Origin of the sequence: Streptomyces misionensis (genome assembly GCF_900104815.1) — a bacterium.
GTDB lineage: Bacteria > Actinomycetota > Actinomycetes > Streptomycetales > Streptomycetaceae > Streptomyces > Streptomyces misionensis.
Genome location: NZ_FNTD01000004.1, coordinates 3345918 through 3359026, shown reverse-complemented (window position 1 = coordinate 3359026; position 13109 = coordinate 3345918). Strand labels below are relative to the sequence as shown.

At 72.2% G+C, this 13109-nt stretch carries 10 protein-coding genes and 1 pseudogene; 8 read left to right on the top strand and 3 right to left on the bottom strand.

Features of this window, described 5'->3' with window-relative positions; translation table 11 throughout:
- Window positions 1–40: 40 nt before the first annotated feature.
- The 4 genes and pseudogenes from hutU to hutI form a co-directional block, all read left to right on the top strand.
- Window positions 41–1702 (top strand): annotated as a pseudogene (hutU, locus tag BLW85_RS16840) (urocanate hydratase); the annotation flags it as partial.
- A 125-nt stretch (window positions 1703–1827) separates the two neighbouring features.
- Window positions 1828–3030, top strand: a complete 1203-nt coding sequence (locus tag BLW85_RS16835) for an allantoate amidohydrolase (protein WP_074992478.1) — start codon at window positions 1828–1830, stop codon at window positions 3028–3030.
- Window positions 3027–4364, top strand: coding sequence for a formimidoylglutamate deiminase (locus tag BLW85_RS16830; protein WP_074992477.1), 1338 nt, complete (start codon window positions 3027–3029; stop codon window positions 4362–4364). Before BLW85_RS16835 ends, BLW85_RS16830 begins: the two co-directional genes overlap by 4 nt.
- 20 nt (window positions 4365–4384) lie before the next feature.
- Window positions 4385–5560 (top strand): imidazolonepropionase, encoded by a 1176-nt coding sequence (hutI, locus tag BLW85_RS16825; RefSeq protein ID WP_070023624.1) that lies wholly within the window; start codon window positions 4385–4387, stop codon window positions 5558–5560.
- Window positions 5561–5666: 106 nt separating this feature from the next.
- Here hutI and BLW85_RS16820 read toward each other — a convergent pair whose 3' ends face one another.
- Window positions 5667–6563, bottom strand: coding sequence for an RNA polymerase sigma factor SigF (locus BLW85_RS16820; RefSeq protein ID WP_074992476.1), 897 nt, complete (start codon window positions 6561–6563; stop codon window positions 5667–5669).
- Between the two features lie 246 nt (window positions 6564–6809).
- Here BLW85_RS16820 and BLW85_RS16815 point away from each other — a divergent pair, with 246 nt between their 5' ends.
- Both BLW85_RS16815 and BLW85_RS16810 read left to right on the top strand, forming a co-directional pair.
- Window positions 6810–7196 (top strand): STAS domain-containing protein, encoded by a 387-nt coding sequence (locus tag BLW85_RS16815; RefSeq protein WP_070023621.1) that lies wholly within the window; start codon window positions 6810–6812, stop codon window positions 7194–7196.
- 486 nt (window positions 7197–7682) lie between these two features.
- Entirely contained in the window at window positions 7683–8261 is a 579-nt protein-coding gene (locus BLW85_RS16810) for an ATP-binding protein (protein ID WP_074992475.1), read from the top strand.
- A gap of 276 nt (window positions 8262–8537) precedes the next feature.
- Here BLW85_RS16810 and BLW85_RS16805 read toward each other — a convergent pair whose 3' ends face one another.
- On the bottom strand, window positions 8538–10043 hold the full coding sequence (locus tag BLW85_RS16805) for a peptide MFS transporter (RefSeq protein WP_074992474.1): 1506 nt from the start codon (window positions 10041–10043) through the stop codon (window positions 8538–8540).
- A 499-nt stretch (window positions 10044–10542) separates the two neighbouring features.
- On the opposite strand from BLW85_RS16805, the gene BLW85_RS16800 reads away from it, so the two are divergent.
- Together BLW85_RS16800 and BLW85_RS16795 are read left to right on the top strand one after the other, a co-directional pair.
- Window positions 10543–11220 (top strand): response regulator transcription factor, encoded by a 678-nt coding sequence (locus tag BLW85_RS16800; RefSeq protein ID WP_070023613.1) that lies wholly within the window; start codon window positions 10543–10545, stop codon window positions 11218–11220.
- A gap of 40 nt (window positions 11221–11260) precedes the next feature.
- Complete coding sequence (locus BLW85_RS16795) at window positions 11261–12535, top strand: ATP-binding protein (protein ID WP_070023611.1); 1275 nt, start codon at window positions 11261–11263, stop codon at window positions 12533–12535.
- 13 nt (window positions 12536–12548) lie between these two features.
- On the opposite strand, the gene BLW85_RS16790 is transcribed toward BLW85_RS16795, so the two are convergent.
- Window positions 12549–13055, bottom strand: coding sequence for a GtrA family protein (locus BLW85_RS16790; protein WP_074992473.1), 507 nt, complete (start codon window positions 13053–13055; stop codon window positions 12549–12551).
- Between the last annotated feature and the right edge of the window lie 54 nt (window positions 13056–13109).

The following is a 13109-nucleotide window of genomic DNA, read 5'->3' as shown; positions in this document are numbered from 1 at the left end:
GCCAGGATGTGAATAGACGTAGCAACAGCAGGAGGCAGAGATGTCGGGACCCCGCCCCGTACGAGCACCGCGCGGCACGGAACTCAGCGCCCTGGGCTGGCAGCAGGAGGCCGCCCTGCGCATGCTCCAGAACAACCTCGACCCCGAGGTGGCCGAGCACCCCGACAAGCTCGTCGTCTACGGCGGCACCGGCAAGGCCGCCCGTGACTGGCGCTCCTTCGACGCGATGGTGCGCACGCTGCGCACGCTCAAGCAGGACGAGACCATGCTGGTCCAGTCCGGCCGCCCGGTCGGCGTGATGCAGACCCACGAGTGGGCCCCGCGCGTCCTCATCGCCAACTCCAACCTGGTCGGCGACTGGGCCAACTGGGAGGAGTTCCGCCGACTGGAGGCCCTCGGCCTGACCATGTACGGCCAGATGACCGCCGGCTCCTGGATCTACATCGGCACCCAGGGCATCCTCCAGGGCACCTACGAGACCTTCGCCGCCGTCGCCGCGAAGAAGTTCGGCGGCACCCTCGCCGGGACCATCACCCTCACCGCCGGCCTCGGCGGCATGGGCGGCGCCCAGCCGCTCGCCGTCACCATGAACGACGGCGTCGCCATCTGCATCGACTGCGACCCGCGCGCCATCGACCGCCGCATCGAGCACCGCTACCTGGACGTCCGGGCCGACAGCCTCGACCACGCGCTCCAGCTCGCCACGGAGGCCCGGGACGCGCGCCGCCCGCTGTCCATCGGCGTCCTCGGCAACGCGGCCGAGCTGGTCCCGCAGCTGCTGGCGATGAACGCGCCCATCGACATCGTCACCGACCAGACCTCGGCCCACGACCCGCTGTCCTACCTGCCGGTCGGCGTCGCCTTCGAGGACATGGCCGACGCCGCGGCGAAGGACCCGGCCGGGTTCACCACCCGGGCCCGCGAGTCCATGGCCAGGCACGTCGAGGCGATGGTCGGCTTCCTGGACGCGGGCGCCGAGGTCTTCGACTACGGCAACTCGATCCGCGGCGAGGCCCAGCTCGCCGGGTACGACCGCGCCTTCGCCTTCCCCGGCTTCGTGCCCGCCTACATCCGGCCGCTGTTCTGCGAGGGCAAGGGCCCCTTCCGCTGGGCCGCGCTGTCCGGCGACCCGGCGGACATCGCCAAGACCGACAAGGCGATCCTCGACCTCTTCCCGGAGAACGAGTCCCTCGCCCGCTGGATCAAGATGGCCGGCGAGCGCGTGCACTTCCAGGGCCTGCCCGCCCGCATCTGCTGGCTCGGCTACGGCGAGCGGGACAAGGCCGGCGAGCGGTTCAACGACATGGTGGCCTCCGGCGAGCTGGCCGCGCCGCTCGCCATCGGCCGCGACCACCTCGACTGCGGCTCCGTCGCCTCGCCGTACCGCGAGACCGAGGCGATGCTCGACGGGTCCGACGCGATCGCCGACTGGCCGCTGCTGAACGCCATGGTCAACGTGGCCTCGGGCGCCTCCTGGGTGTCCATCCACCACGGTGGCGGCGTGGGCATGGGCCGCTCCATCCACGCCGGCCAGGTCACCGTCGCCGACGGCACCAGGCTCGGCGGCGAGAAGATCCGGCGCGTGCTCACCAACGACCCCGGCATGGGCGTCATCCGGCACGTGGACGCCGGGTACGACATCGCCGAGTCCGTCGCCCAGGAGCGGGGGGCCCGGGTGCCGATGCGCGAGGGTGGCGACGCGTGAGCCGCACTCCGGGCGGGCACGGCGACGGTGCGGCGGGGGCCGGGACCCCGTCGCCGGGGGCGGGTGCGGGTGCGGCCGCGCCCGCCCGCCCGAGGCCGGTCCGCGGTGCCTCGTTCCACGAGATGTGGGCCGAGCTGCTCCCCATCGGGCGCGACGCCGGCTCCGGCGGATACCGCCGCTACGCCTGGACCGGGCCCGACGCCGAATGCCGGGCCTGGTTCAGGCAGCAGGCCGAGGACCGCGGCCTGGTCCACGAGGTGGACCGGAACGGCAACCAGTGGGCCTGGCTGGGGGACCCGGCCGCCGGGGACGCCGTGGTCACCGGGTCGCACCTGGACTCCGTGCCGGACGGAGGGGCCTTCGACGGGCCCCTCGGGGTCGTGTCCTCCTTCGCCGCCCTGGACGAACTGCTCGGCAGGGGAGTGCGGTTCACCCGGCCGCTCGCCATCGTCAACTTCGGCGACGAGGAGGGCGCCCGGTTCGGGCTGGCCTGTGTCGGATCGCGGCTGACCGCCGGCGCGCTGACGGTGGAGGACGCGCACCGGCTCACCGACGGGGACGGGATCACCCTGCCCCGGGCCATGGCGGCCGCCGGGTACGACCCCGAGGCCATCGGCCCGGACCCGGAACGCCTCGCCCGGATCGGCGCGTTCGTGGAACTCCACGTCGAACAGGGCCGCGCGCTGGACCTGTCCGGCGACCGGGTCGGCATCGCCAGCGCCATCTGGCCGCACGGCCGCTGGCGGTTCGACTTCCGGGGCGAGGCCAACCACGCGGGCACCACCCGGCTGGCCGACCGCCGCGACCCGATGCTGTCGTACGCCGAGACCGTGCTCGCCGCGCGGCGCGAGGCCGAACTCGCCGGTGCCGTCGCCACCTTCGGCAAGATCGCGGTGGACCCCAACGGCGTCAACGCGATCCCCTCGCGGGTGCGCGGCTGGCTCGACTCCCGCGCCGCCGACCAGGAGACCCTGGACACGGTGGTCTCCGGCATCGAGAAGGCGGCCCGGGAGTACGCGGACGCGCACGGCGTGGACCTGGACGTCGTACGGGAGTCCTTCACGCCCGTCGTGGAGTTCGACCACGCGCTGCGCGACGAGCTGGGCCGCATCCTGGGCCGGGACACCGAGCTGACGGTGCCCGTCCTCGGCACCGGCGCGGGACACGACGCCGGAATCCTCTCGGGGAGCATCCCCACCGCCATGCTGTTCGTGCGCAACCCCACCGGTGTCTCGCACTCCCCGGCCGAGTTCGCGGCCGAGGACGACTGCGTGGCCGGGGTGGGCGCGCTCGCCGACGTACTGGAAGGGCTGGCCTGCAGGTGACCAAGGCGACCTACTGGCTGGAACACGCCTGGCTCGGCGACCGTGTCGAGCCGGGGGTCCTGGTCGAGACCGACGGCGGGCGGATCGGTGCCGTGCGCACCGGGACGCCCGCCCCGCCGCCCGGCGCCGAGGTGCTGCGCGGGCTCACCCTGCCGGGCCTGGCCAACGCGCACAGCCACGCCTTCCACCGGGCGCTGCGCGGCACCGTCCAGGTCGGCTCCGGCACCTTCTGGACCTGGCGCGAGGTGATGTACTCCGTCGCCGACCGGCTCACCCCGGAGCGCTACCACGCGCTCGCCCGCGCGGTGTACGCCGAGATGGCGCTGGCCGGCATCACCTGTGTCGGCGAGTTCCACTACGTGCACCACGCCCCCGGCGGCACCCCCTACGCCGACCCCAACGCCATGGGCGAGGCGCTGATCGCGGCCGCCGCCGAGGCCGGCATCCGGATCACCCTCCTCGACACCTGCTATCTCTCCGCGGGCTTCGGCGAGGCGCCCAACACGCACCAGCTGCGGTTCTCCGACGGCACCGCGGAGGCGTGGGCGGAACGCTGTTCGGTTCTCAAGGAACGGGATCACGCACGGATCGGGGCGGCGATCCACTCGGTGCGGGCCGTGCCAGCGGGCCAGTTGGCGACCGTGGCCCGCTGGGCGGAGGAGCGGCGGGCGCCCCTGCACGTGCACCTGTCGGAGCAGACCGCCGAGAACGACGCCTGCCTCGCCGCGCACGGCCGCACGCCCACCCGGCTGCTCGCCGACCACGGCGTCCTCGGGCCGCGCACCACCGGGGTGCACAACACGCACCTCACCGACGAGGACATCGCGCTGCTCGGCGGCTCGGCGACCGGCACCTGCATGTGCCCGACGACCGAGCGGGACCTGGCCGACGGCATCGGCCCGGCCGTCGCCCTGCAACGGGCCGGCTCCCCGCTCTCCCTCGGCTCCGACAGCCACGCCGTCATCGACCTGCTCGAAGAGGCGCGCGCGATGGAGCTGAACGAGCGGCTGCGCACCCGCACCCGGGGCCACTGGACGGTCGCCGCCCTGCTGCGGGCCGCCACCGCCGACGGCCACGCCGCCCTCGGCTGGCACGAGGCCGGCGCCATCGCGCCGGGCGCGCTCGCCGACCTGACGACGATCGCCCTGGACTCGGTCAGAACAGCGGGCCCCGCGCCGCGGCTGGGCGCCGAGACGGCCGTATTCGCGGCGGGCGCGGCGGACGTACGGCATACGGTCGTGGGCGGCCGGCACGTCGTACGCGACGGGGCGCACACGCGCGTCCCGGACGTACCGCAGGCCCTCGCGCGGGCGGTCGAGGCCCTCCGCTCCTGACACCCACCCACGAGGACACCATGAGCAGCAGCACCGTCATCACCAACATCGCCGCACTGGTCACCAACGACCCCTCCCTCGGTGACAACTCCCCTCTCGGTCTGATCCAGGACGCGGCCGTCGTCATCGACGGCGACCGCGTCGCGTGGACCGGTGAGTCAAGGAAAGCACCCGCCACTGACAACCGGGTCGACGCGGGCGGCAGGGCGGTGCTGCCCGGCTTCGTGGACTCGCACTCCCACCTGGTCTTCGCCGGGGACCGCACCCAGGAGTTCAACGCCCGGATGTCCGGCCGCTCCTACTCGGCGGGCGGCATCCGCACCACCGTCGCCGCCACCCGGGCCGCGAGCGACGCGGAGCTGGAGGCCAACCTCACCCACTACCTGGCCGAGGCGCTGCGCCAGGGCACCACCACCTTCGAGACCAAGTCCGGCTACGGCCTGACCGTCGAGGACGAGGCCCGCGCCCTGCGCCTGGCCGCGAGGCACACCGACGAGGTGACGTACCTCGGCGCGCACATCGTCTCCCCCGACTACGCCGACGACCCCGCGGCCTACGTCGCCCTGGTCACCGGCGAGATGCTGGACGCCTGCGCGCCGCACGCCCGCTGGATCGACGTCTTCTGCGAGAAGGGCGCCTTCGACGGCGACCAGGCCCGCGCGATCCTCACCGCCGGCAAGGCGAAGGGCCTGCACCCGCGCATCCACGCCAACCAGCTGTCCTACGGCCCCGGCGTGCAGCTCGCCGTCGAGCTGGACGCGGCCAGCGCCGACCACTGCACCCACCTCACCGACGCGGACGTCGACGCCCTGGCGAGCGGCGGCACGGTGGCCACACTGCTGCCCGGCGCCGAGTTCTCCACCCGCGCCGCGTGGCCGGACGCCCGCCGGCTGCTGGACGCGGGGGTGACCGTCGCCCTGTCCACGGACTGCAACCCGGGCTCCTCCTTCACCTCCTCCGTGCCGTTCTGCATCGCCCTGGCCGTCCGCGACATGGGGATGACCCCGGACGAGGCGGTCTGGTCGGCCACGGCGGGCGGCGCCGCGGCCCTGCGCCGCACCGACGTCGGCCGCCTCGCCCCCGGCGCCCGCGCCGATCTGACGCTCCTCGACGCCCCCAGCCACGTCCACCTCGCCTACCGGCCGGGCGTGCCGCTGGTCAGCGGGGTGTGGCGGGCCGGCGTCCGCGTGGTCTGAGCCGGCGGCCGGACCCCGGCCGCACCCGTACACGCCGAAGCGGCCCGGTCCAGGAGACCGGGCCGCTTCGGCCGTGTGTGCTGCTGCGGGACCGTGGTCCGGGAGGTCACTCCTCCACCGTCAGTCCCTTGCGCAGCCGTACCAGCGTGCGGGACAGCAGCCGGGACACGTGCATCTGGGAGATGCCGAGCTCCTCGCCGATCTCCGACTGGGTCATGTTGGCCACGAAGCGCAGCGAGAGGATCTTGCGGTCGCGCGCGGGCAGCCCGGCGATCAGGGGCTTGAGGGACTCGATGTACTCGATCCCCTCGATCCCGTGGTCCTCGTACCCGATGCGGTCCGCGAGCGCGCCCTCGGTCTCGTCCTCCTCGGGCTGGGCGTCCAGCGAGGAGGCGGTGTAGGCGTTCGAGGCCGCCATGCCCTCGACCACCTCCTCGTTGGTGATGCCGAGGCGCTCGGCCAGCTCCGCGACGGTCGGCGCGCGGTCCAGCTGCTGGGCCAGCTCGTCCCCGGCCTTCGCCAGGTCCAGGCGCAGCTCCTGCAGCCGGCGCGGCACGCGCACGGACCACGAGGTGTCGCGGAAGAAGCGCTTGATCTCGCCGATGATGGTTGGCATCGCGAAGGTGGGGAACTCGACGCCGCGCGCGAGCTCGAAGCGGTCGATCGCCTTGATCAGGCCGATGGTGCCGACCTGGATGATGTCCTCCATCGGCTCGCTGCGGGAGCGGAAGCGGGAGGCGGCGAACTTGACCAGCGCGAGGTTCAGCTCGACGAGGGTGTTGCGGACGTACGCGTACTCGTGCGTCCCTTCCTCCAGCGTCTCCAGACGCTCGAAGAGGGTCTTGGACAGGGCCCGTGCGTCGACGGGACCGACCTCGTCGTAAGGGGGGATCTCCGGGAGCCCCTCGAAGGGGTCGTGGAGATCGATGGGATGGTCCAGTTGTTCCGGTGGGGGTGTCGACGTCGCGGTCGGGGTAGGCGAGGCGTCGAGCCGGGGTGACATGGGTGTCCTCCATCGTTCTCGGCATCAGGCTGCCGAAGCCGTTGCGTGCACTGCGGAGTGCGGCGCCTCCAAAGCCGGCGTGTAGGGGTAGGTGTCCTTACTAGCCCTATCGGCTTTCCCGAAGCGATCGCAAGTGCGTTCTGTTTGCCTATGTCCGGTTATGTGAGGTTGTTCGGGTGTCGGAGTGCCCTGGGAAGGCGTAATGTTCGAGGGCATCAGCAGCCACGACCTCGGGAGAGAGACGGCATGGACCACGGGACGGTCGGCAGCGCACAGTCGGGCCGGCTTCTGGTGGAGGTGCGTGAAGAGGGCGCCAGCGCCGTTGTCACACCGGCGGGTGAGCTCGACCACCACACCGCCGATCTGCTGCGCGAGCCCCTCGACGACCTCCTCGGCAAGGGATTCTCACGGCTCGTGGTGGACTGCTCGCGCCTCGACTTCTGCGACTCCACGGGGCTCAACGTCCTGCTCGGGGCCCGGCTCAAGGCGGAGGCCGCCGGTGGCGGGGTCCACCTGGCCGGAATGCAGCCCGTCGTCGCCCGCGTGTTCGAGATCACCGGGGCCGAGGCGGTCTTCACCGTCCACGACTCCGTGGCGGACGCGCTGGCCGGGGAGGGCGGCGGCGCCGACTGAGCCCGCGTCCTCCGCGTGGCCGGGTGTACCGGTATGGCTGCTGACCATCCACTTCTCATGAACCCCAGACATCTCGCCGATCCCACACAAGACGGTGGTGTTCCGGCGCCCGGGTCGGGCAGGAGAAGTGCTGACGACCACCGGCCGCCGGGTCGCCGTCACCGCCCCGCGGGTGTGACGCATCCGCGGGTGTGCGACGGCCCCGATCGGGCAGGAACCTGCCCGGACGACCGCGAACCGGCGGCCGGACGGCGCGTGCGGGCGACGGCCCGTACGGCGGACGGACGGCGATCGGCGGATCGTCGGCCTGTCGCGGCCACGGCCGGGCACACGGGCACGGAAGGTGGACGACGGGCGGACGGGACTGATGTGCGGATGACGGGACGTACGGCCGGGCGCTGGTGCCGACGGCGGACGGACCGGCCGGTACCGGGCGGTGCCGGACTTTTCAATCGTGAACTGGTGATTCGGTGAGGTGAAGCGCTGATGAGCACCACCCGGCCCTACTCGCCGGGCGACCGCGGCCCGGAGCCGAGCGGCGCTTCCGGGGCGTCCGAGGAGGACACGCCGTCCGGCGCGCCCTCCGTCATGGGCGCGACCGTGTCGTCCGTGCCGCCGTCCGGGGCCGACGCCGGCGTCGCCGGGGCGTCGTCCGGGCGGCAGGTCCGCAGGCTGGAGCTGCGGGGGGAGAGCGGCGTCGTGCCGCTCGCCCGCGACTTCACCCGGCAGGCGCTGTACGCCTGGGGCTGGCTGCCCGCCGCGGCCGCCGACCGGCGTGCCGCGGCCGAGGACGTCCTGCTCGTGGTCTCCGAACTCGTCACCAACGCCTGTCTGCACGCCGAGGGCCCCGACGAGCTGGTCCTCACCTGCGACAACAAGGTGATCCGTCTGGAGGTCAGCGACCGCGGCACCGGCCAGCCGGCCCCCCGCAACCCGCACCGCGCCGGACGTCCCGGCGGCCACGGCATGTTCATCGTCCAGCGCCTGTGCCTGGACTGGGGTGTCCTGCGCAGCCCCGGACGGCCCGGCAAGACGGTGTGGGCGGAGCTGGGCGCCCCGGCCTGAGCCGGGCCCGCCACGTCACCGGCTCCCGCCCCGGACCGACCCGACTTCCCCCGCGACGCGTCTTCCCCCTCGTGACCCCGGGCGTGCCCCGACGGCAGATCTGATGTGCCGTCAGGAGGCGCCGGGGCCGGCTCCCTGCTGCCCCCGGGCCGCTCCGGCGGCCCGCGCCCCGGCCGACATCGCCACCTCCGGCAGTGCCCGCGGTGCCCGTGAAAAGCGGAGAGGGCCGCCGCACCCGGGTGGGTGCGGCGGCCCTCTCCGTCGAGGACATGGCGGCTAGCGCACGTCGCCCATCATCTTCTTCACCTTGTTGCGGTACATCCACACCGCCACACCGGCGACGACGGCCAGCACCGCCTCCAGGGCCACGAAGCCCTTCTTGTCGAGGTTGACCCCGCCGACCGCCGGGTTGGACAGCAGCGCGGTCACGGAGTCGCCCGCGGTGACCGCGAGGAACCAGACGCCCATCATCTGCGAGGCGTACTTCTTCGGCGCCATCTTCGTCGTCACGGACAGACCCACCGGCGACAGCGTCAGCTCACCGACGGTCTGCAGGAAGTAGATGCCGACCAGCCACAGCGCGGCGGCCTTGTGACCGTCCTGCGCGATGGACAGCGGGGCGAGGAAGACGAAGAAGGACGCGCCGACCAGGACCAGGCCGGAGGAGAACTTCACGATCGTGCTCGGCTCCTTGCCGCGCCGGTTCAGCGCGAGCCAGAGCCAGGCGAAGACCGGCGCCAGGGCCATGATCATGACCGGGTTGACCGACTGGTACCAGGAGACCGGGAAGTTCCAGCCGAGGATCGTGTTCTTGGCCGAGTCGGACGCGAACAGCGACAGGGTCGAACCACCCTGGTCGTAGATCATCCAGAAGACCGCGGCGGCGACGAAGAACCAGATGTACGCCCGGACCTTCGTGCGCTCCTCGCCGTCGAGGTCCTTGTCCCGCAGGATGCGCGCGATGACCAGGATCGGCACGATCAGGCCGATGAGGGTCAGCGGGATCAGCGCCCAGTTGAGGGTGAAGTGGCCGGTGAAGCCGACGATGCCGTAGAAGACCGCGGCGATGACGAGCCAGATCAGGCCCTTGCGCAGGGTGGCGGACTTCTCCTGGGCCGTCATCGGCGTCGGGACGACCTTGCTCTGCTCGCTCAGGTGACGGCCGCCGAGCAGGTACTGGACCAGGCCCAGCGCCATGCCGAGCGCGGCCAGCGCGAAGCCGAGGTGCCAGTTGACGTTCTCACCGATGGTGCCGATGACCAGCGGTGCGACGAAGGCGCCCAGGTTGATGCCGATGTAGAAGAGGGTGAAGCCACCGTCGCGGCGTCCGTCGTTCGGGCCGTCGTACAGGTGGCCGACCATGGTCGAGATGTTGGCCTTGAGCAGGCCGGAACCGATGGCGACCAGCACCAGGCCGACGAAGAAGCTCGCGGCGGCCGGCAGGGCCAGGCACAGATGGCCCAGCATGATGATCAGACCGGCGGCCGCGACCGTCTTGCGGGGGCCGAGGAGCCGGTCGGCGACCCAGCCGCCGGGCAGCGCGAGCAGGTACACGAGCGACAGGTAGACGGCGTAGATCGCCGTCGCCGTGCCCGCACTCAGGTGCAGGCCACCCGGAGCCACCAGGTACAGCGGGAGCAGGGCCCTCATGCCGTAGTAGGAGAAGCGCTCCCACATCTCGGTCATGAAGAGGGTGGCCAGGCCGCGGGGGTGGCCGAAGAAGGTCTTCTCGGTGCCGGGGGTGCCCGGGTGGACCGAGTCCTTCGTCAGGCTGGACGCCATGGTCGTTCCTTGCTGGTCGGGACGCGCGGTGGAGCGTTGCGCGCCCGGTGGGGGGTGTCGGCCGGCACCGGCAGGGTCGGCCGCCCGCCCCCAACGCCCGGGGGGAGTCCACTCCGGATCACGGAGTGGTGGACGGCGACCACCGGGATCCACGCTCCGTGACGCGACGGTGCGTTCGGAGCCCGGCCAGAGGTCATTCCTTTCAAGGCCGGTCGGTGCCCGACCGGCCCGCACACAACAAAGACCTTCAGCGACAAGCCCGCCGAAGGTCTCCGGATGTACTACAGGCGTTCACGTCACTCTACGTCAGGACACTGCCGGATATGGAAGGACTTGAGACGCGGATCACAGGTGTCGGTGGAACCACGCGACCGAATTCGAAGGTCCCTTCTACGATCGCATCCCACAGGTGATGGTCCGTACCACCGGGCACCCCAGGTAAGAATCCCTGGAACCGATCACACCCCAGCACCGCACGCGGGCGGTCTACCATCACCTCATGACCCGTGTACTGCTCGCCGAGGACGACGCGTCCATCTCGGAGCCGCTGGCCCGCGCCCTGCGCCGGGAAGGTTACGAGGTCGAGGTGCGCGAGGACGGACCCACCGCGCTCGACGCCGGAATGCAGGGCGGTGTCGACCTGGTCGTACTGGACCTGGGCCTGCCCGGCATGGACGGCCTGGAGGTCGCCCGCCGGCTGCGCTCCGACGGCCACACCGTGCCGATCCTCATCCTTACCGCGCGGGCCGACGAGGTGGACACCGTCGTCGGTCTGGACGCGGGCGCCGACGACTACGTCACCAAGCCCTTCCGGCTCGCCGAACTGCTCGCCCGCGTACGGGCGCTGCTGCGGCGCGGTGCCGCCGAGCCTCAGCAGCCGCCGGCCACGCACGGCGTGCGCATCGACGTCGAGTCGCACCGCGCGTGGATGGGCGACGAGGAACTCCAGCTCACCGCCAAGGAGTTCGACCTGCTGCGCGTCCTGGTGCGGGACGCCGGCCGGGTGGTCACGCGCGACCAGCTGATGCGCGAGGTCTGGGACACCACCTGGTGGTCGTCCACCAAGACCCTCGACATGCACATCTCCTGGCTGCGCAAGAAGCTCGGCGACGACGCGGCCAACCCCCGCTACATCGCCACGGTCCGAGGCGTGGGCTTCCGCTTCGAGAAGAGCTGAGCCCCGCACCGGGGCCGGCGGTCACTCCAGGTAACGGAACATGCGTCGACGTCTCATCCAGTCCACCCTCGCCGTCGTCCTCGTGGTGATCGCCGTCTTCGGCGTCTCCCTGGTGATCGTCGAGAGCCGCACGATCAGCAACAGCGCCCAGGAGCGGGTGGAGTCCGAGGCGGTGCGGCTGGCCAGCATCGTGGACAGCCGGATCCTGGCCTCGGAGCACGTCGACACCGACGCGCTGCGCAACCCGGTCAGCAAGGACCAGTACGCGGTGATCCGCGTGCCCGGCCGGCCGCCGATCGAGATCGGCACCCGGCCCGTGGGCGACGTCATCCACGCCACGCAGCACGGCGAGGAGGGCGAGACGGTCACCGTGCAGGAGCCGCGCTCCGCGGTGACCCGCGAGGTCGGCCGCACCCTGCTGATCATCGGTCTGGTGGCGCTGCTCGCGGTGGTCGCCGCGGTCCTGCTCGCGGTACGGCAGGCCAACCGGCTCGCCTCCCCGCTGACCGACCTCGCCGAGACCGCCGAACGGCTGGGCTCCGGCGACCCGCGCCCGCGGCACAAGCGGTACGGCGTGCCCGAGCTGGACCGGGTCGCCGATGTGCTGGACTCCTCCGCCGAGCGGATCGCCCGCATGCTGACCGCCGAGCGGCGGCTGGCCGCCGACGCCTCCCACCAGCTGCGCACCCCGCTCACCGCGCTGTCGATGCGGCTGGAGGAGATCACCCTCACCGATGACCCGGACATCGTGAAGGAGGAGGCGAACGTCGCGCTCACCCAGGTCGAGCGGCTGACCGACGTGGTCGAGCGGCTGCTGACGAACTCCCGCGACCCCCGTACCGGCTCCGCCGTCACCTTCGACCTGGACGAGGTCATCCAGCAGCAGCTCGCCGAGTGGCGGCCCGCCTACCGCGGCGTGGGCCGGGCCATCGTCTCCTCCGGCAAGCGGCACCTCCAGGCCGTGGGCACGCCGGGCGCGGTCGCCCAGGTGCTGGCCGCGCTGATCGAGAACTCGCTGATGCACGGTGGCGGCACCGTCGCCCTGCGTACCCGGGTCACCGGCAACCAGGCCGTGGTCGAGGTGACGGACGAGGGGCCCGGGGTGCCGGCCGACCTGGGGGCGCGGATCTTCGAGCGGACCATCAGCGGCCGCAACTCCACGGGCATCGGCCTCGCCGTCGCCCGGGACCTCGCCGAGGCCGACGGCGGCCGGCTGGAGCTGCTCCAGTCCCAGCCGCCGGTGTTCGGCCTGTTCCTGTCCCGCACGCCCCCGGCGCACCGGGCGGACGACGAGGCGTACCCGACCGTCCGCTGAGCCGCGCCCGCGGCTACGGGACCCGCTGGGTCTTCGGCTCGGGCCCGGCGGGCGCCCGGCGGGACTCGGCCGCCAGGATCGACTCCGCCTCCTGCGCGGGCAGCGCGCGGAACACCCAGGTGCGGTACGACCAGAACCGGAACAGGGTGGCGATGCCGATGCCGAGGAACTTGAAGACGTTGCTCTCCAGCGGGGTGTCCCAGTGGAGGCCGTAGGTGGCCAGGAAGAGCACGCCGTTCTCGATCACCAGACCGATCGCGCTGAAGAACAGGAAGAGCGTGAGTTCCTTGGTCCGGCCGCTGCGGTCACGGTCCCGGTACGTCCAGTAGCGGAAGCCGACGTAGTTGAACGCGATGGCGACCACGGTCGCGATGATGCTGGCGCGCACCACCGGAAGGTCGGACATATGCCGGACCAGGTTGAAAACGCCCAGATTGACCAGGACTCCGGCGCCGCCGACGGCGCCGAACTTGGCCACCTCGCCCACGAGCCGTTGCAGCCCCGAGGAACGCTGTTCCATGGCGTTGCAGCTCCCGTCGGTAGGTTTCGTCAACCCCGCCATGCTATCGGCGCA